Consider the following 20,511-nt stretch of genomic DNA (forward strand, 5'->3'; position numbering starts at 1 on the left):
GCTTTTAGGAGGAACACTATGGCTATTTACACACGTTTCGGTACGGAAAGTAACGATTCGATTTTCGGCACGGCGGATGACGATGTCACGTATGGTGCTGAAGGCAACGATCAGCTTTCTGGCGGTACAGGTAATGACTCGCTTTATGGCGAGGCAGGCAACGACACGCTGACAGGCGGCGCGAACGACGATGAACTGTCGGGCGGCGCAGGCGATGACAGCCTCGTTGGTGGCGACGGTAACGACAATGTTTCCGGCGGTGCGAACGATGATAAGGTATCTGGCAACGGCGGCGACGATACAGTCGACGGCGGCGCAGGTAACGACGAAGTTTATGGTGGTCCGGGCGACGACGTTCTGACGGGCGGCACGGGCGACGATACAGTTGACGGCGGTGACGGCGCGGATGACATTTCCGGCGGCAACGGCGACGACAGCCTTATCGGCGGTGAAGGCGATGACACGCTCTCGAGCGGCAATGCCAGCAGCGCTTCCGGCACAGAGACGATGGACGGCGGCAACGGCGATGACGTCTTCAACGATGGCACAGGCCAGGACGTTGTAGACGGCGGCCTTGGCGACGATACGTTTGTCATCGACGGTACTATCGACGAGACGACGGACCTGACGGTATCGGGCGGCACGGTCACGATTGACCTTGACGGCGACGGCAACGCTGACACGGTGACGAACGTTGAAGTGTTCCAGGCAGACAACGTAACGATCGACATGGGCTCGAACGACGACGTTAACTTCTCGATCTCGAACAGCCTCTCTGCAGTGGCTGGCGCTTCGGCGACGGGTTCGAACTACAATGACGACGTTCTGGTTTGGGACGCCTCAGCGGACGCGATTGTCACGACGGCGACCGCGGGTACCGAGTGGGGTATCACGGCGATCAATGGTACGGCAGTTGATTCAAACGGCGACACGGTTGCTGTTGACAACGGCACGATCACCGCGCTTGACACGGACAGCGATGGCAACATCGACAGCATCAGCTTCAAAGCCTCGACCGCGTTTGCGAACGAAAGCTCGAACGTTGATGATGAGTTCACGATCACGCTGACAGACGTTTCGAACGACGACGTTTCCATCTCGATGGACGTTACGACAACGGTTGTTGAAGACTATAACTACGATGCGGCTGAAACCGGTTCGACGATCACAGGCGACGCAGACAGCGAAGACTTTGACGGCGGCAACGGCGACGATCGCTTTGTTGGCAACAACGGCGACGACACCATGGACGGTGGTCTTGGTGACGACACGCTCAACGGCGGCAACGGTGCTGATTCGCTTAGCGGTGACGCAGGTGATGACGTTATCTGGGCTGGCGCAGGCAACGATGTTGTTGCAGGCGGCAACGGCGACGACACCATTGGTGGCGGTGCTGGTGACGACACGATCACCGGTGGTAACGGTTCGAACCTGATCTACGGCGGCACGGGCGATGACAGCATTGCTTCCGGCACGGGCGCGAACACCGATGGTGATTCGACTGTCTGGGCTGGTAACGGTGATGACACTGTTACGGGCGGCTACGGCGATGATGTTATCGGTGCTGGCAACGGCAACGACGACGTTGACGGCGGCGACGGCGACGACACGATCTATGGCGGCGGCGACAGCGGCACGGATGCTCTCCGTGGCGGCGACGGCGACGACCTGATCTTCGGCGGTGCCGGCATCGACACGCTTTCGGGCAACGCTGGTGACGACACTCTCTGGGGTGGCGACGGCAACGACTTTGCTTATGGCGCGGCCGGTGATGATCTTATCTGGGCTGGTGCAGGTGCCGACGTGGTTACCGGTCAGCTTGGTGACGACACCATCTGGGGCGGTGCAGGCAATGACACGCTGAACGGCAACGAAGGCGCGGACGTGATCAACGGCGGCGCTGGTGTTGACAGCGTGATGGGTGACGCAGGCAACGATACGCTTGACGGCGGTGCTGGTGACGACGTTGTGGCCGGTGGTGCCAACAATGACGTTGTTTCCGGTGGTGACGGCAACGATGACCTGTCTGGCGATGCTGGTAACGACACACTGAACGGCGATGCCGGTGACGATACGCTCACGGGTGGCGCAGGTAACGATGTGATGTATGGCGGTGCCGGTGACGACGAGTTCACCAGCGATGCTGGCAGCGACACGCTTGATGGCGGAGCCGGTGCAGATACGTTCATCTTCAGCGCGGGCCATGGCAACGACGTCATCAACGGCTTCAACGTTGATGAGGATACGCTTGACCTGACGGCGATCACCTCGATTACCGAACTGGACGACCTCGAGATGATCGATACGTCGCTCAACGGTACAAGTGGTGTGTTGCTGACCACCAGTGATGACGAATCGATCTTCGTGGCAGGCGTTACCTCCGCTGAGATCGTGGTGGCGATCGATATCGCATAAGCCATCTCGGTAATAAGCACCAAGAAAACTGGGGGAGCCAACCGGCTCCCCCTTTTTGTTGCCTGAGGCTTTAACCTCGCTTTTATCTATCTTGACGCAATTGGGCTGATATCTGGCAGGAAGCATAGGCGAAAAGCATAAAAAAGCCCCGCATGACTCAGTGGGGCTTTTGTTTTGGCTGAAACGGCAGGCTAATACTGGTCCTTCAGCAAGCGGGCCAGATATTTACCGTAACTGTTTTTATATGACTTCGCGAGCGCACCGAGCGCATCATCGGAGATGAAGTCTTTACGCCACGCTACCTCTTCCGGGCAGGCGATCTTCAGACCCTGGCGCTCTTCGATCGTTTGCACGAAGTTGCTGGCAGCCAGCATGGCATCCACTGTTCCGGTATCCAGCCACGCCGTACCGCGCGCAAGCTTGATGACGTTGAGCTTGCCTGATTGCAGGTACGCATCGTTCACACTGGTAATTTCAAGTTCACCGCGCGCGCTGGGTTTCACATTACGCGCAATATCAACGACCTGGTTGTCGTAGAAATAAAGCCCGGTGACAGCGAGATTGCTTTTGGGGTGTTTGGGTTTTTCCTCAATAGACAACGCCTTGCCGTTTGCATCTGTCTCAACGACGCCAAATGCCGTCGGGTCACCCACCGGATAGGCAAATACATAGGCCCCATCAGTTACCTTGCCTGCGCGCTGCAGGTGTTCACTGAAGCCGGCGGCATAAAAGACATTATCACCCAGTGCGAGTGCACAAGGAGAATTGCCGACAAAATCTGGGTCGAGCAGAAAGGCCTGAGCCAGTCCCTTGGGCTCGGGCTGTGCGACGTATTTGAGGTCGAGCCCCCACTGACTGCCATCCCCCAAAAGGTCTTGATAGAGCGGCAGGTGATGCGGCGTGGAGATGATCAAAATTTCCCTGATGTCAGCCAGCATCAAAGTGGTTAGCGGATAATAGACAAGTGGCTTGTCGTAGATCGGCAGCAATTGTTTACTGAGCGAGCGGGTGATCGGATAAAGGCGTGTCCCCATGCCGCCCGCGAGAATGATACCTTTCATGGTAATGACCCCTTATGCTTTTTGCTTGTTTCCAAAAGTACCCTCGCCAAACAGGCGGTTAACGCAGGCATTCAGGCTGCTTTGCCATGTGGGCAGCGTGACGCCGAAGGTCTCTTTGAGTTTTGTCCCATCCAACCGGCTGTTGGCCGGACGCTTGGCGGGTGTGGGATATTCGGCCGTCGTCAGCTTGTTGACCTTTGGCACAGGGTGCCCGTGCTCCGCGCCTTCACTGAAGGTTTGTGTGGCAAAACTGTACCAGCTTATGTGACCCGTGCCCGCCAGATGGTACACACCCGCCCATGATGGCTGCCATTTGTGCAGGCGCAGATAGTCGACGACGTCCAGCAGTGCATCGGCAATGTCGGGCGCATAGGTCGGGTTGCCAATCTGGTCGGCAACCACGCCGAGTGTGTCGCGCGTTGCTGCCAGCATCAGCATGGTTTTGACAAAGTTTTTGCCAAAGGGGCTGTAGACCCAGGCTGTGCGGAAGATCATTGCATCCGGGTTGGCTGCCGTTACCGCCTTTTCGCCCGCGAGTTTGGAGCGACCATAAGCACCCTGCGGGTTTACCGGGTCGTTCTCGGTGTAGGCACCGTCCTTGTCGCCGTCAAAAACATAGTCGGTGGAGATGTGCAGGTAAGGGACACCGAGTTTCTTTGCAACCACGGCGAGGGCCCTGGCACCGTCTGCATTGATGGCAGTCGCCTGGGCCTCTTCTTCCTCTGCCTTGTCAACAGCGGTGTAGGCCGCGGCATTGATGATGGCGTCGGGCTGGAAGTCACGGATCAGCGCTTCATTGACCTCATCAGCGCCAAGGTCCAGTTCCGGGCGTCCGAAACAGGCGAGGGTGATACCGCGTTTGGCTGCGGCTTCCTGAAGCGATAGAGCTACCTGGCCTGATTTTCCTGCAACGAAGATACGTGTCATGTTTACCCTGTTATTTTTTAAGAAGTCCGCGACGTTCCCCGGCTACATCACGCAGCGGGCCCCACCACCATTCATTATCCAGATACCACTGGATGGTCTTTTTGATGCCGGTCTCGAAATTTTCTGCGGCGCGCCAGCCAAGCTCATCCTCCAGTTTGGTGGCGTCGATGGCATAGCGCGCATCATGGCCTGGGCGGTCGGTGACAAACTTGATCAACTCGCGGCGCGGGTGGTTCGCTGGCCGCAATTCGTCGAGAATGTCGCAGATGGTTTCCACCACATGCAGGTTGGTGCGTTCATTCCGTCCGCCGACGTTATATTTTTCGCCCAAGCGGCCCTTGCTCATGATGGTGTACAGCGCCCTGGCATGATCTTCGACATAGAGCCAGTCCCGCACGTTGGAGCCGTCGCCGTATACCGGCAGTTCCTTGCCGTCGAGAGCATTGAGCGTGACAAGCGGGATAAGCTTTTCGGGGAAATGGTAGGGGCCGTAGTTGTTGGAACAGTTGGAGATAACCACAGGCAGGCCATAGGTCTCGAACCATGCGTTTGCCAGATGATCTGCCGACGCCTTGGATGCGGAGTAAGGCGAACTTGGGTCATAGGGTGTGGTCTCTTCAAAAAGGCCGTCCGCCCCCAGCGAGCCATATACTTCATCCGTGGAGACATGCAGGAAGCGGAAGGTTTCCCTGGCATCCTCATCCAGCTTGTTCCAATAATCCCGCGCGGCTTCAAGCAGCACAAAAGTGCCGACTATATTGGTCTGGATAAAATCAGCCGCACCGGTGATGGAGCGGTCCACATGGCTTTCAGCGGCCAGGTGCATCACGCCGTCAGGCTGGTGCTTTTTGAAGATGGCGTCCATGGCGCAGCGATCACAGATGTCAGCCTGCTCAAAGTGATAGAGCTGGCTGTGTTCAATCTCCCGCAAGCTGGCGAGGTTGCCCGCGTAGGTGAGCTTGTCGAGGTTGATGACCGTATGACCAAGGTCGTTTACAAGGTGGCGACATACAGCAGACCCAATAAACCCGGCGCCGCCTGTAACAATAATCTTCATTCCTATAAGTCCTTAAGCGTTTTCGCCGTAGATGAACGGGCTATCAATATCCTTCAGGCGTGGCAAAAGCTTGTCCTTGCCGGAAAGAGTGACCGTATCGCGGTTTACCGGCCAGTCGATGCCAATATCCGGATCATCAAAGGCGATGCCTGCGTCATGGTCCGGTGCATAAAAATTTGTCACCTTGTAGAAAAAGGCTGTGTCGGGTTCAAGCGTGCAGAACGCATGCGCGAATCCCGCAGGCACCCAGAGCTGACGCCAATTCTCGGCGCTCAGTTCCACCGCGACATGCTCGCCAAAAGTGGGCGAGCCTTGGCGGATGTCGACCACAACATCAAGGACCGCGCCGGAGATCACCCGCACCAGCTTGCCCTGGGCAAACGGCGGTTTCTGGAAATGCAGGCCGCGCAACACCCCAACATCGCGCGACAGCGAGTGGTTGTCCTGCACAAACGCCTGGCCGGGCACGGCGTCGTCAAAAAGCTTCTGATTGAACGTTTCGGAAAAGAAGCCACGGTCGTCCCCGAACCGCTTGGGCGTCAGAATTTTGACGTCCGGAATTTTGGTGTCTTCAACAAGCATGAAACTACCATCTGTTTCTAAATGAATTGCCCGCCTTGTATAACGAAGAATAACCGGTTTACAAAGGTTGAACGCTAGATTTGTACAAAATATGGCCGCTACCTTTCATGGCCTATAAGTCTTGGGAAACGCTGGGTGATATTGCACAAGCTGAACAGGCGCGGGAAAAGAGGTGGTTGTTCGTGTTAACCTACGCGCCGATACCGACAACTGACCTTTATTTCCTCAACAGCTGCGGCGACCTTGTGGCGCGCCCATGGCGTCGTGCGCCGGTCACACGCCTCGGCGCCAATGTATTTCGCGTGGGTAACCGCTATCTCGTCGTGCGGCGGGATCGGGAAAAGGTGATCCGGCAGGTACTGGCAAAACCGGATGCCGAAATCATCTATCTGATTGACGACAACCTGGAGGCGCTTGAGGATCAAAGCCTGCCTGATGGGTACCGGGAGCGCCTGCGGGCGCTGAAAACGGGTACCTACGCAGAAATGCTTGAGCGCGCGACGCTTGTCGTGACGAGCGCACAGGACATTGCCGCAAGCCTGCCAGCGGGAAAGAGGTACCGCATACTGGACCCAGTATGGCACGGGCAGCCAAGGGAAGCCAGCCATTTGCCTACCCGGCCCGCGCAGCACGTGGATATGGTCCATTTGGGCACCGGCAGTCACGCTGCCGGGTTTGGCTTTCTGGCACCGGTGCTGAAGCAGGTGCTTGAGCAGGCTGCGCATGCGCATTTTCACTATTTCAGCAATATGCCACAGCTTGGTGGTATGGACGGGCATCCGCGGGTTCACCGGCAGCGGGCAAAAACATGGAACAGCTACAAGCGGGCTTTGCCGGGGTTTCGCTTCGATCTCGGGCTTTATCCGCTGCCTTCTACGCCCTTTAATGCTGCCCGTTCGAAGAACAAGATTTTGGAGTATACTCTTGCAGGTTGCCCGGCTATGTACAGCGCAGCCTGGGGCAGCACGCATGGGCTGGTGGATGGTCAAACCGCCTTTCTCTCAGAGGAGGGGCAGGAGGCATGGATAAAGCGTTTGCTTGACGTGCTGGCGGCACCTGACGTTCTGGGCTCAGTTTATAACGGCGCTAAAATGCATTTTAAAGACTTGAATGACCTGCCCGGGCAACGGGCTTTCTGGCAGTCGGTATTCATAAAGGACAGCAAGTGAGGCTTCTATATCTCTGGATACGTGCGGCCTTGCTGCACCCGGTCAGAAGCCTTGTGGCGTTTTTTTGGCTGGTGTGCGGCAAACGGCTGCGCGCCCGCAACCGGTTTTCGGTCCTTATTGAAGATGAACGATACCGCTACGAGAAGTGGCTGCAGAAAAATGCCCGGCTAAGTGAAGCCGAGCGCAAAAAAATCATCGAAGCTGTGAAGGCGGACAAGGCCGAGGGCGTGCGTTTTGTGTTGTTGTGCGAAGTGCCACACGGCACCGGGGATATTTTCCTGCGCCGGACGATCAAATCACTGCGTGAACAGTTTTATGAGCACTGGACTCTCTGTTTGCTACCTGTGGGAGAGGATTTTACCCTGCAGGTGGCCGACAAGCGTGTGCAGATAGTGTGCGGGGTGCAGGCCATGCCTGAACTGAATGACGCGGACTATATATGCTGGCTCAAGCCGGGTGACGAACTGTCGGAACAGGCGCTTTACATGTTTGCGCGCGCGGTTGAGGACAGCCCTGCACTGGTGTATTGCGACGAAGATCAACTCAATATCAGGCATGTGCGTCGCCACTCGCATTTTAAGCCGGGGTGGAACTATGAACTGTTGCTGGCTTGCGACTATATCGGAGGGCTGAGTGCTCTCAGAGCCGATCTGGCCAGGAAGCACGGCGAGCCGACAGCCAGCTGGAAAGCGCGCTACGGGGCGCTATTGTCGCTTGGCGAAGGGTTTTCTCGCGACGACGTACGCCACATCCCGGCGGTGCTTTATCACCGGTATGTACGAAAATTTATTGGACCCAACGCTGTGCGGCTCGCCTCTCACGGCGTGAATCATGAGGAAATGCTGCGCAGGCACGGCCCGCTTGCAAGACAGGACGCAGATTTTTCCGTTGACGCCTTTGGCCATATCCGCGGACGCCGCCGCGTGGCAAACGACGGACCATTTGTGTCGTTGATCATCCCGACCCGAGATATGCGGCGGCTGACCAAAAACTGTGTCAGCAGCATATTGCGAAAAACCGAATACCGGAATTTCGAGATATTGATCGTCAATAACGACAGTCGTAAACCGGCGATGCTGCAATATCTTTCGAATATTGCCAGCCACAAAAAGGTTCGGGTGCTCGATTACCCCGGTGCCTTCAATTATTCCGCGATTAATAATTTTGCCGTGAGCCAAGCCCGTGGTGACTTTATCGGCCTCATCAACAACGACACGGAGGTCATTACCCCGGGTTGGCTTGACGAATTGCTGGCGCAGGCGATGCGCGCACACATTGGTGCGGTTGGTGCCAAGCTGTTGTATGGTGACCAGCGCATCCAGCATGCGGGTGTTTATACCGGGATGGGCGGCCTTGCCGGGCACGGCCACCGCATGCTCAAGGCAAACAAGCCAGGCTATTTTTTCCGTGCCCACCTTAGCCAGTATGTCAGTGCGGTCACTGCGGCCTGTCTGATCGTGGCAAAAGACAAGTTCCTTGAAGTGGGCGGGTTGGATGAAGAGGCGTTCAAGGTGGCGTTCAATGACGTGGATTTTTGCCTTAAGCTGCAGGCGGCGGGGTATGATAATATCTACCACCCCCATGCGGTGCTGTTTCACTACGAAAGCAAATCCCGGGGGAAGGACATTAAGGGCGAAAAACGGGCGCGTTACCTGCGGGAAGCAACTGCGCTGAAAGCCAAATGGGGCACCGATGTTGAAGTGGACCGTTACTTCAACATCAACCTTTCAACCGCGCGCGAGGATTTTGTGCTTTAGGTACGGGCCAGTTCCTGCCAGGCGCTCACAAAGATATCTTCGCCGTAGCGCTTCGCTGCTTCAAATGCCCTGAGCGCCATCTCCTGTCGTGCCTCTTCCTGCATGCCGTGATGCTGCACCAGCGTCCTTACCGCATCTTCTACCGTCGTGAATGTGTAGCCGACTTTGCTGTCACGTACGATTTCGGCCGCGCCGCCGCCATCGAAGACAAGGGGGACACAGCCATAGGACATGGCCTCCACGATTGTGATGCCAAAATGCTCCATATATTGCGGCTGTATGACCGGGTTGATGCCAAACCCTGTGGCGTGCATATAAATGGTGGCGTGGGATAACAGGTCAGCTATCCGGGCGCGTGAGACATTGGCCTCGACACTGATGTGGCGCGGCGCTGCTGCCTTCAGGCTATCAAAAAAAGCGTTGTCTTCAGTTTTTGTGGACAGGCTGCCGGCAATAACACTGCGGTGTTTTATGCCGTGACCTTTCAGTTGCTGAAGCGCGCGCAACACAATGTCCTGCCGTTTCATGTGCTCTTCGGTGATATAACGGCCGACGGTGGCCACGCCAAAACCATCGGTGTGATAGGCCGCGACGGCGGCATCGGAATTCAGTGGCACCGGCGGGTGTATCACCCTCACCGGCATATGGCCTCGCCCATACATCTGCAATTGTTTTACCGTGCAGTCCCTGGTGAACTGAGAGTTGACGACAATCTCGTCATAGCCGTCGAGAAACGCAATATTGCGCCCGGCGACACGGTGCAGGGGAAACGGGAACTGGCAATGGAATATGTTGCGCTTGCCCTGGGCTTTCACCGACGGGGCGAGCTCATTCCCCATGGAGATAAAGAGATCGGCGCCTGCGCGAAGGTCAATATCGTCAAGCGATGAGAGCGTGAAATCTCCCTTCAGCCCAAGGTCATCCATGACAAAGGCAAGCCGGGTGCGGCTGGTGGGGCATGAGGTTGCAAAGGTCACCGAATGTGTCGCGGATAGAGCACAGGCAACCGACAGCACATAACGTTCACCACCGCCAACCGACAAGGGGAACGGTGTATAGACGATGGCTGTCGGTTTGGTCTTCCCGTCGGTTTTTGGCGCGGCAAAGCGCGAAAGCCGGCTGCCGGTACGGGGAACCTCCATCCCTGCCGGGCGCCTTAGCCAGCGGTCGGCATAACGCAAACGGTTGGTGTTGATCTGCTTGATAAAGCCGTCTGCCAGAAATTCGCCGGTTGAGGTGTTTTCAATATGCACAACAAAAGCGTCGTGTGACACCAAGACCGACTTTCCGTGTGCGCGGATACGGCGGCACAGGTCCGTGTCTTCAAAGAAAAACGGCTCAAAAATATGGTCGAACCCGCCAATTTCCTCAATGAGCGCAGCCGGCACCATGGCGACCGCTGCGGATACATAATCCACAGTCGTCGCATCCATGTCAGGAGCGCGGCGTGTGATAAACTCATCAAACGGCAGGTGTTTTGACCGCTGGACGGAGTTGCCGCAGTCTGGCACCGTGCCGCCCTCTTCCTGAATGGTGCCATCGGGGAACAACAGGGTAGCGCCTACCATGCCACAATCGGGGGTGCGTTCCAGTACCTTAAGCATCGTGCTGGCGCTGCCCTTGCCAAGGTAGGCATCATTATTGAGGAACAGCAGGTATTTACCACGAGCAGCATCGATCAGCAGGTTGTTACCTTCACCAAAATAGGTGTTGCGGTCTGACGAAATAATGCGAACGTTCGGCAGTCTGCCAATATATCGCTCAAGCTGGTGGACATCCCAGTTGCCGCTGCCGTTATCCAGCACCAGAAACTCGCAGGCAATGTCGTCGCTGTTTCGCACTGCTGCAAAAACCGACAGGATCGTGTGCTCAAGGTTGTTATAGTTAAGGACCAGCACGCTAAGAAGCGGCGCGTCGACAGGCGCAGCATCGGCTGATGGTACTCGCTCCAATGTTTCCAGGCGCAGGCTGGAAATCAGAGAGATCAGATTGCGGGCCTCAAAGGGCCGCCCATCCCCTGCGACGCTATCCTGCATGGCATGGCCAAGCGCCCCGAAATTGAGTTTTGCATGTGGCGCGATGAATCTGTAGCGCGGGTCCAGCGCGCAAAAGGCCTCCAGCGGATTGCGATATGCGGTTTCCTGAAGGTTCGCCTCGTTATTGAAAAAACCGCAGTCGAAAAAAGGCGACGGATTAGGCCCGACACTCCAGTTCTCGACAAAATGCTCAAGTGGTGTCTGGAGATCAAAACTGTAATGATCAAGCGTTTCGTACTTTTCCAGCATTTCGAGATAATGCCCGCCATCAAAAAGCGGGTGGGGGTCATAACCCTTGCGCCAGCCGGACAACAGATAGTCATACAGCTCATTGCCCCATTCGCGTGTATGGGCAATGCGTTTGTAAAATATCGGGCGGAAGATACATTTGGGAAAAAGGCCCATCAGGGACGTTTCCGGGTCGAACAGCTGGCTGTAGGCGGTGGCGGCCAAAATGTCCGTCAGTTCTTCGGTCCAGTTTGCCGGTATGATTGTACTGAAGGTGGGCGTGTGCCCGCGGCGGACTTCCGACAGGAAGTGTTGAAACAGGTCGGCAATGTTTTGTGCGTCGCCGCCAAGGAAATAAGCATAAACATGCGGGTTAAAAACCGGGTTTGGCCAACGGCGTTCCAGGCAGCCCGTGCGGACATAGTGCACAAAAGCTGGCGTGTCTGCGGGTGCGCCGCCGCCCCGGCCACACGCCTCATACACCGTGCTGCTGAAGTACGGGCCGGGGTCATGCCCTTCCCAGATGCCCTTGCTGAGAAATGCGTCTTCCAGTGCGCTGGTGTCGAGGCCGTCATACTCGTAGCGTGCGCCATACCATGCCGGGTCAAAATAGCTAAGCGCGCGTCTCCGTTCGGCGTCGGTCAATCGTTGCTGTTCTGACATGAAACTGTACTTCCCCTCAGCGTGGCTTGTCGCCAGTACCCTTGGCGATCACCTTATCAAACAAGTGAGCGGCCAAGCGCTTGTCAAATTGCGATAAATTTACAAAAAAGTCCAAAATTTCGGGTGTTGTGGGTTTGCGAAACACATGCCCGCTTTCTTCCATCCTGCTGTCAAATGGCGTCGTGGTGTTGCCATAGCCGCCAAAAGCTGCCTCGTTTGACTCTTTGTAGCGCTCCAGAAGCGAGTGTCGTTCTTCCGGCGTGAAAATATCCAGTGCGGGTTTTGAGCTCAGGTTGCCCAGAATGTAGCTCAGAAGGGCATCACTTGTTTCCTGGTTAAGGTCTAACCCGTTGAAGTAATGTCGGAATATGAGCTGTTGCCCGTCGAGTGTCGGATTGGCGCGAACGCGGTCAAGGCCTGAAAGTGTGTCAGCCGGTAGGCCAAGGATAGCAAGGAAGCTCTTGATGAGATTCTTTTTTTCTGCGTCATACGAGCGTAGATGCAAGGCCGACACCTTGGGAGCATTGGTCCAGCCGCGGCAATAATGCTCGATATCCATGTTGATGCGCACTTCATCCGCGATGAAGTCAGAGGGACTCATCGCCAGTTTCAAATCATCACTTTTGCTCCACTGCTTGAACACCGAGGCAGCCAGCCTGTCCTGACGGCGGGCATAAAGGATAATCTCAATCTCTTCAGCAAGGGCACAAACCCGGTCCCAGAGCGGGGGGAAACGAGCACCCTGCTGGTAGGCGTTGGGGAATAGCTCGGAGCTGAGAATCAGGTTGCTGCACTTCTCGGCCGCAACCTCGTCTGCCAGGAGATCAAACGCCTCGCCATAATCCTCGCCCTGCCAGAACGGTAGCAACAGGCGGTGGTGTGAATGGTCATCCCACGCAACCGACTTAGGGTACAGATAGTTCTGTGCTAATAGTTTTTCGCGCGCATGAAACAATGCATGCTGAATGGCGCTGGTGCCGGTTTTGTGTAAACCTATATGCAGAAATAGTTTTTTTGCTATAACCATCTTGGCAACCTATTGCCCGCTAGTGTTCAGGACCGGATTGGTAGACGAGTGTGATAACTCTTGAAAGAGCAATTCCGCAATTGCCAATATATATTCTAGATGAGTTTCATTGATAGAACCACTGAACCTGCAGGTCAAACGCGTCCGTGTCTTCTTATGGAAAAATATCGGGCACACCAAAGAGTTAGAAACAGCGGTCCATGAATATGAGCATCAGCAAGCCTATCCTGTCGGCCTACTGTGACAGCCAGGGAACCTCCTTTAAGGAGATACCGGATTATGGCGGTCCATCGCTGGTTTTTGTGCCACACGGGGCACACTGGTATCTGGAGTGTGAGGGCGCATGGTATGTGGTTAATCAGGCAGGCATGGGCGCGTGCCTTGCCGAATTTTTCCCGCTGAGTATTTGGGACGGGGCGCATCCTCCGGCGTTTGTGCGGCCGTCCGGGCAGGTGGAAGCGGTGTCTTCCACAGCCGATGCTTTGAAGTTGACATTGGTGCACGGCAATGAGACCCGCATGATGCACTATAACGCCACCGGCGGCGTGTGGGCGCGGTGGGTGGTGGGTGCCTATGATGATGACTGGCTTTCCGACCATGCCGTTGTGCAATATGATGGCGTCGGCAAGGTGCAGTTTGACTTTTACCTGCCAGAGCAATCGGCTGACACGCCCACAAAAAAAATAGAGATACGCGCCTGCGGCGAACGCCTCAAGGAAGCCGAAGTCGCGCGTGGGGGCGTTACGAGTGTCTCCCTGACCCTCCCTGCCGACGTCGGGGCTGGCTTTCTGGAGCTTGTCTGCGCCGCGCCTGAGGAAAAAGCCCGCAGTGGCGATGACAGAGACCTCGGTGTCGTGCTGGCGGGCTTGAAGCTTACCGCGGGGGCAGTTGACACGAGCAGCCGGGCGCGACGTAATCTTGCCCTGATGGCTGGTGTTATAGCCTCTGCTACCGGGCAAGGCACGGGAAACGCGCGGCATACAGTGCCGGTCGTTACCCACTTTGGTGCAGATATGCCGGTGGGGAAAAAGCCGCGCATCGCAGTCGTGTGCTGGGACCTTTGTCACAACCCGGTGGGGCGGGCGTTGGTGTTGTATCAGCTTTTGTCTGACACAGCGGACGTTGAGCTGGTAGGCCCCCGGTGGGCCCATTGTGGCGGCGCCCTGTGGCCGCCTCTTGCGGGGCTTGATCTGAATATCCGCAGTTTTCCGTGCCGGACAAGCGCGGACTTTTACCCGCAGGCCGTAGCCCTTGCTGCCAGCCAGACATATGATCTGGTTTATATCTGTAAGCCGCGGTTGCCGGGGGTATTGCTTGGCCTGTTGATTAAACAGGCCAGTGGTTGCCCTGTGGTGCTGGATATCGACGATTATGAGCTTTCCTTTTTTGACGATCCAGACAGCATATCATCCGAGGGCGCAGCGGAGATGCTGCCCGCGGCTTTTGATCAGCTTGACGGAGAGCTTGCCACCCGGCTTTGTGACAGCCTGACGGCTGAATTTGATGCGATAACAGTCTCGAACCCGGCGCTGAGGAAAAAATACGGCGGGCAACTGGTCCGCCATGCGCGTGATGGCCGACTGTCGGACCCTTCGGTTACGGCTGCGCGCGTAGCGAGGGAGCGGCTTGGCATTGCGCCTGATGTATTTGCGGTGTTTTTTCTGGGGACTGTCCGGCGCCATAAAGGCGTGGTCGAACTGGCGCGCAGGCTTGCTGCCGCCCCTGGGCCGCAGCGCATTGAACTGCACATCGTGGCACCGGAGGTCAGCACCAAAATACTGGCGGACCTGAAGGCTGTTACCGGCATTCGCGTGTGCCTGCACGAACCGGTTACTTTTGCGGAGCTGCCTGCCACGTTGGCCGCGGCAGATTGTGTGGCGTTGTTACAGGCGTCGGGGCATGCCATCTCTCGCTATCAGATACCGGCAAAGATATCAGATGCGCTTGCGCTTGGAGTGCCCGTGGTTGTCAGTGATGTGGCCCCGGTCCGCGACCTGATCGCGCAAGGGGCCGTGACCGCAATCGGGGAAGACAATTTCACCGAGGTTATCAATATGCTCATGGCCGCGTCCGGGGACGCGGCGGTTGCCAAAAAACGACGGCGCGAAATTTTTGATGCCGAGTTTGGCTTCGATGTAAACAGGGCCCGGCTCCGGTCGGCGTTGGATACCGCTGCGCACGGCGCCGCGCCGCTCGGTGGGAAACTGGCGACACTGCTGGATTTCGCGAAAGAGGCCTACGTAAAAACACAGGGTGGTGGGGTAGACGCGCTGCCCCGGCGGTCAGTTCAGGCAGCCCACAAAACCCCGGGTCCGTACGACATTGTTTATTTCTGGAAGCAGAATGACAGCCACCTCTATGGCAGGCGCGCGGATATGTTGCCGCACTATCTGTTGGAGACAGGACGCGTTCGAAAGGTTCTTCGTTTCGATTTGCCTATGAATGTCGATAAATTGCACCGGCAGTCGCTGGTCGCGGAGGATGTGGATGCGCAGTCGTTTCACATTCAGCGCACAACGGTCAACAATCTTCTGCATCTGAACGACCGTGGTGGCGTCCGGTGCCGGACGTTCCTGTATTCAGACGCACCTGGAAAGCGCTTTGTGGCGCAGGATGTGCCACCGGTCGAAGATTATGTCGCTTTCATCCGGCGCGAGATGGCGGCATGGCAACTTGATCCGGCAAGAACCCTGGCGATGGTCAGCCCGGTGGTGCCGCAGTTCCCCGCGCTGGCCCGTGAATTGGGATTTATGCACACATTGGTTGACCTGATTGACGACCAGCGTCTTTTTGATGTGCCGGCGAACACGCTCGAGGATTGGGAACAGGTCTACCGGGAGACACTTGCCCTGGCGGACGCTGTCATAAGCAACTGCACGCCCTTGGCGGAAGCGTTCTCTGGCTACGCCAAACAGGCCATAGATGTTATCCCCAATGGCGCAGATACGGCGCAACTGCTGAGGAATGCCGGGAGCGATACGCCGCGCCTTGACGGTATAGGCGGGCCGATCGCCGGTTATGCGGGCAACCTGCGGGACCGGGTCGACTGGCCGCTGGTGTTGACAGTGGCAAACGCGTTACCGGACGTGTCATTTGTTTTCCTTGGTGGGGGGCTGCAAGAGCAAACCCGCCAGGTATTTGCCCGTGTGACAAATGTGCATTTCCCGGGGGTGGTGCCCTATGGCGACCTTGGCGCTTATCTGGACAGGTTTTCAGTGGCGATAATGCCCCACACGAAAAGCGAGATGACGCGGAACATGAATCCGCTTAAGTTGTATCACTACCTGTGTCACGGTTTAGCTGTTGTCAGCACAGATGTTGAGAATATCGAGCTGGACCTGATGGATGGCATTTCGCTGGCAAAATCGGCTGATGAGTTTGTTGCCATGCTACGTGACATCCTCGGGCAAGAAAAAGTCCGTAAGGCTTGTATTCCTGATCATGTATCATGGACTGCACGCGCCGGTCTTGTTGTTGATAAAATTGACGCAGTATTCGCAAAACAGTGGCCGCAGCGATGATGTGGGCCGCCTGAAAAAACAGATATGAAATAGTTTGAATGCAGGGGAAAAGTTGATACAACAACCCCGGATTTTAGACAGGTTTTTTTTGTTTTTTTTTCGTTAAAGGTGTTTTGAAAAGCATGGGTGCGAAGTACTCAGAGGGTTTGGTGAAGCTTGTTCGCGACTGGTTCGCGCAATCTGGGCGTGTGGCCCAGGATTTCTACATGCAGAACAACCCTGACGTGGAAAAGGCGGGCATAGCCCCCGTTGACCATTTTGTAGAGCACGGGTTGTTTGAGGGGCGAGACCCACATCCTGACTATCGGTCTTCGGATATTGCGCTGATCCTGAAAGACTGCCGCCTTCAGCACGATGAAATACCGCTTCTTGCATATCTTTCCCGGCATGTGGGTGATGATGATGCCATGGCCGAGGGCCAAGTGGAGGAGCTGCTGGAGAAAATACCGGCGTTGCAGGGCGATGCACATTTCGGGCACCTGCGCGCGTTGCGCGACTTTGTCCTGCGCTCTGATATTTTCAACCCGAAGTTCTACCTCAAAAAATACGGTGATGTGGGGGAGGTCGGCGCCGACCCTGTATTGCATTTTGTGCTCTATGGGGCCGGGGAAGGGCGGCTGCCGTCCGAGCGTTTCGCAAGATTTCTGGACCTGCTTAACGCGGACCGTAGCGCAGATGACAAGGTCAGCGTGCTTGACGGGGTCGAATATTTACAGAAAGTGGGCATTCGGACGCTTGAGGTATTTAACGCCGGGGTCCCGCACGATCTCATCTTTTATGCGCTTGAGCACAAGTTCTTTGACGTCGCGTTTTACAACGCCAAAAGTGGGTCCAGGCAAGCGTTGCGTGAAGATGCCATCTTACACTTTATCCGAAAGGGTGAACATGTTGGCCGTCGTGCGTCGCATTATTATTCCAAGGGGCGGTTGCACCAGTTCGCAAGCTATTATGGCACGGCGCCGGGCCTGAGCCTGTTCTGGAACTTTATCCGCATTGCGCAGGAAAAAAAATTCACCACATGGTCGGCTGGGTGCCGCTCCCTGGCGGCCTGCTCGGATTGGGTTACGCCTGGCAAAATGGGTATTGTTTTCCGTCAGGGTGCGGTGCGCGAGGAATGGTCTATCGGCGCGTCTCAAGTGCCGGGTGACCGCTATCGCTATCCGTTGTTCGCCGGTGTGGAGAACGCGCTTACGATCCCGTTTGTGGTCGACCGGCGCAAGGCGGAGATGCTTGAGATCAGAAGCGTCGCCTTGCATGGTGAGCAAGCCGTCCTGCGGTATGTGATCGAAGATGCAAACGGTGCCAGTGTTGCGCGGACGGGGCGGCTGGTTTTGCGCCAGGATGACGAACCCTGCACAATTTCAGTGCCCCTAATGGCCTACCATTTTGAAATTGAGGCATCGCGCTACTTCCTGAAAATATGGCTCGAAGATGAGCAGGCTGACGTAGATATCGTTGGTGCGAATTTTGATGCAGCGTTTCACTTTCGCCGCGCACCAAGCTTCCAGGGACTCGAACTACAGCATGCCCAACACCTTCCCGCGCTGCGTGACAACGCAACCGACGATGTAGTGTTGTGGTTCGGTGCGCCGGGAAAAAGCCGTAGCGCGCTGGCGCGTTCGTATCTTGGTGAATACTTTGAGGGCGCAATCATTATAGACGCCCTGGCCCTGAAGCATTTCGAAGATTTTCTGGCGATATTGCCGACATGCAAGGTTGCAGTTTTTGACGCAGGCCGGTTTGGCGCCGCCAGCAAGTTTTTTGGCGTGTCGACGGACCAGTTGGTAACCGCATTGACCCGCTCGGGCACTGTCACCGCCGGTATAGCGTTCACGGATGAAAAGCCGAGGAACATAACCAATTTTATTGATGTGCTGATCGAATTGGAAGCGTCCGGCGCCGGGCCTGAAGACGAAAAAAACACACCCCCTGAAGAGGATGACGACGAGGCCCATGTGGTTGCCGCTGATTGGTGGTGCAACCGGTTAAGGCCCTGGCAGGCAGAGACCGAACCTAAGCCCATTGACCCACCCTATACGGTTACTCGCCTGCAGGAGGCCTGCTTCGATCTGCCGGCTTTGCCCCATGTGGTGATTGTCTCCGTACTTTATAAAAAAGCCGAGGTGGTGCAAGGCTTCCTGGAGGCAATTAACCGGCAAACATATCAGGGGCCGCTATCGGTTGTGCTGGTGGATGACTGCTCGCCGGACGGGTCTTATGAAACCGCATTGCGGGCTGTGAAAGAGACCGAGGAAACGCGCGGAGCACATATCTCGGTCCATGTGATTCAAAACAGCGAAAACTCGGGCAACTGCCTTTCACGTAACACCGGCATCAAATATGTCGAGGGCGATATCTACAGCGTTATCGACTGTGACTGCCTGATCAATGACGACTATGTTACCGCGCACCTCAAAGAACATTTACACGGTCAGGCAAACGTCGTTGTGGGGCCGCTGAACCTTGAAACCCACGGCCGCCCGGCGTGGGACTTGCTTCATGAGCTTGAAAGCTCACGCGATAAGGTTCTCGCCAGCATGAATATGCAGGACGACGTGCTGTACGAAGGGTTTGTCAATACAATCACCCGCAACCTGTCGGTCCGGCGTGAGTGGATCGAGACGTTTGGCGGGTTTGATCCTGACTTTTCCTATTCTGCCAGGAAAAACTCCGGCTTCGGTTGGGAAGATGTGGAGTTGGGCGCGCGCATTTATAAATCAGGCGCCAATATTGCCTTTACGCCGGATGCCTTCTCCCTGCATCAGTCCCATGGTACGTCGGTGCCGGTCGAACGGCAGATTGTGGGGTCCGCAACCAACTTCAACAAGCTGTTCAAGAAACACCCTGATATTGCTCTTGCCGCGCGGCGCTGGTCCACCGACACGGCGATGCGCATTGGCGACTGGGCGAAGGGCTCGGATGTCGAGCATCCAGAACTTGAAAAAATGCGGCAGCGCTTTGATGCCAGCCGTAAGCTTCTGGCGCCGTTTATCAAACGCTGGCGTCGGCCGTCAAAGCGGCTGCGTGTTGTCAGCTTGCGCTGGCATGTGCCGCACCAATATGAAATTCATAAACTGCCGTTTGATTTCACCTTGCTGACGGGTACCGGCACGGGCTTCACCAATGAATGGGCTTATCATCAGCGCGCGCTGCGCCCGAATGTGAAGTTCCTGCCGGTGGAGCAGTTCGACCCGCGAGACTATGACGTTTGCATCATGCATTTTGATGAAAACGTCCTGTGTTCGGACCTATGCAACGGCATTATCGGGCCGGACTGGGGCCACAGCTTCAAATGGTTCCTTGAAAATGTACCGTTGCCGAAAGTTGCCATCTGCCATGGTACACCACCGTTCAAGGGTCAATATGGCCAAAACCCAGAAGAAATCAGGGATTTTGAGATTCATCAGCATGAGGTGGAACGCCTGCGCCATCTGCTGTCGGACGTTATGGTTATCTGCAATTCACACCAGGCGGCGCTTGAGTGGGGCTTCAAGAAAAGCCGGGTCATCTGGCATGGTGTGGACCCGCAGGAATTCCCGCCTGGCACCCATGACCTGGACATCCTGAGCGTTGGGTCTGACTGGAATCGGCCGCATTACCGTGGTGTCCATATGCTTGAACGCATTCTTGAAGCACTTGGCGGCGGCTACACTTCGTCAAGCCATAAGCATTTTGTCGGGGGTATGCCAGCCCCCCATGATGCACGCTTCCAGCAACTGCGGTTCCGCCGCTGGGTTGACCATATCCGCCGCCACAAGCTTTACCTCAACACCACACTTCGCTCGCCGATGCCGCGTTCGCGCAGCGAAGCCATGATGTGCGGTGTTATCCCGGTCACGCTCAATAACCACGATGCAGCAGCCTTCATCAGGCAAGGGGTGAACGGTTTCTATGGGGACAGCGAAGAAGAACTGATGGAATATATCAAATTCATCTGCAGGAACGACGGCCCACGCGAGAAAATCTCGAAGGCCGCCCGTATGACCGCCATGAACGTCTTTAACAACGACCGTTTTTTGGCTGACTGGATGGACAATCTGACAGACATGGGCCTGTTGGATTAGGGCG

At 56.1% G+C, this 20,511-nt stretch carries 11 protein-coding genes; 5 read left to right on the forward strand and 6 right to left on the reverse strand.

Annotated elements, in window-relative coordinates:
* Positions 1-18 precede the first annotated feature (18 nt).
* Positions 19-2,415 (forward strand): calcium-binding protein, encoded by a 2,397-nt coding sequence (locus OEU85_RS02420; RefSeq protein ID WP_262689455.1) that lies wholly within the window; start codon positions 19-21, stop codon positions 2,413-2,415.
* A 191-nt stretch (positions 2,416-2,606) separates the two neighbouring features.
* Here the strand turns inward: OEU85_RS02420 and rfbA are convergent, their stop codons facing one another.
* The 4 genes from rfbA to rfbC are packed head-to-tail and all read right to left on the reverse strand — an operon-like array spanning position 2,607 to position 6,042.
* Complete coding sequence (gene rfbA, locus OEU85_RS02425; protein ID WP_262689841.1) at positions 2,607-3,476, reverse strand: glucose-1-phosphate thymidylyltransferase RfbA; 870 nt, start codon at positions 3,474-3,476, stop codon at positions 2,607-2,609.
* Between the two features lie 12 nt (positions 3,477-3,488).
* Positions 3,489-4,403, reverse strand: coding sequence for a dTDP-4-dehydrorhamnose reductase (rfbD, locus tag OEU85_RS02430; protein ID WP_262689842.1), 915 nt, complete (start codon positions 4,401-4,403; stop codon positions 3,489-3,491).
* Positions 4,404-4,413: 10 nt separating this feature from the next.
* Positions 4,414-5,460 carry a dTDP-glucose 4,6-dehydratase gene (gene rfbB, locus OEU85_RS02435; protein ID WP_262689843.1) on the reverse strand — a complete coding sequence of 349 codons (1,047 nt, stop codon included), beginning with the start codon at positions 5,458-5,460 and terminating at the stop codon, positions 4,414-4,416.
* A 12-nt stretch (positions 5,461-5,472) separates the two neighbouring features.
* Positions 5,473-6,042, reverse strand: a complete 570-nt coding sequence (rfbC, locus tag OEU85_RS02440; RefSeq protein WP_262689844.1) for a dTDP-4-dehydrorhamnose 3,5-epimerase — start codon at positions 6,040-6,042, stop codon at positions 5,473-5,475.
* A gap of 182 nt (positions 6,043-6,224) precedes the next feature.
* Between rfbC and OEU85_RS02445 the strand changes: the two genes are divergently transcribed.
* Complete coding sequence (locus OEU85_RS02445; protein WP_262689845.1) at positions 6,225-7,211, forward strand: hypothetical protein; 987 nt, start codon at positions 6,225-6,227, stop codon at positions 7,209-7,211.
* Complete coding sequence (locus OEU85_RS02450) at positions 7,208-8,968, forward strand: glycosyltransferase family 2 protein (RefSeq protein ID WP_262689846.1); 1,761 nt, start codon at positions 7,208-7,210, stop codon at positions 8,966-8,968. Before OEU85_RS02445 ends, OEU85_RS02450 begins: the two co-directional genes overlap by 4 nt.
* On the opposite strand, the gene OEU85_RS02455 is transcribed toward OEU85_RS02450, so the two are convergent.
* Both OEU85_RS02455 and OEU85_RS02460 read right to left on the reverse strand, forming a co-directional pair.
* Positions 8,965-11,895 carry a glycosyltransferase gene (locus tag OEU85_RS02455; RefSeq protein WP_262689847.1) on the reverse strand — a complete coding sequence of 977 codons (2,931 nt, stop codon included), beginning with the start codon at positions 11,893-11,895 and terminating at the stop codon, positions 8,965-8,967. The genes OEU85_RS02450 and OEU85_RS02455 overlap by 4 nt on opposite strands.
* A gap of 16 nt (positions 11,896-11,911) precedes the next feature.
* Positions 11,912-12,922 (reverse strand): hypothetical protein, encoded by a 1,011-nt coding sequence (locus OEU85_RS02460; RefSeq protein WP_262689848.1) that lies wholly within the window; start codon positions 12,920-12,922, stop codon positions 11,912-11,914.
* 200 nt (positions 12,923-13,122) lie between these two features.
* Between OEU85_RS02460 and OEU85_RS02465 the strand changes: the two genes are divergently transcribed.
* Both OEU85_RS02465 and OEU85_RS02470 read left to right on the forward strand, forming a co-directional pair.
* Entirely contained in the window at positions 13,123-16,443 is a 3,321-nt protein-coding gene (locus OEU85_RS02465; protein WP_262689849.1) for a glycosyltransferase, read from the forward strand.
* A gap of 149 nt (positions 16,444-16,592) precedes the next feature.
* Entirely contained in the window at positions 16,593-20,507 is a 3,915-nt protein-coding gene (locus tag OEU85_RS02470) for a glycosyltransferase (protein ID WP_262689850.1), read from the forward strand.
* The last annotated feature ends 4 nt before the right edge of the window (positions 20,508-20,511 follow it).

It is taken from the genome of Kordiimonas aestuarii (assembly GCF_025574465.1).
GTDB classification, from domain to species: Bacteria; Pseudomonadota; Alphaproteobacteria; order Sphingomonadales; family Kordiimonadaceae; genus Kordiimonas; species Kordiimonas aestuarii.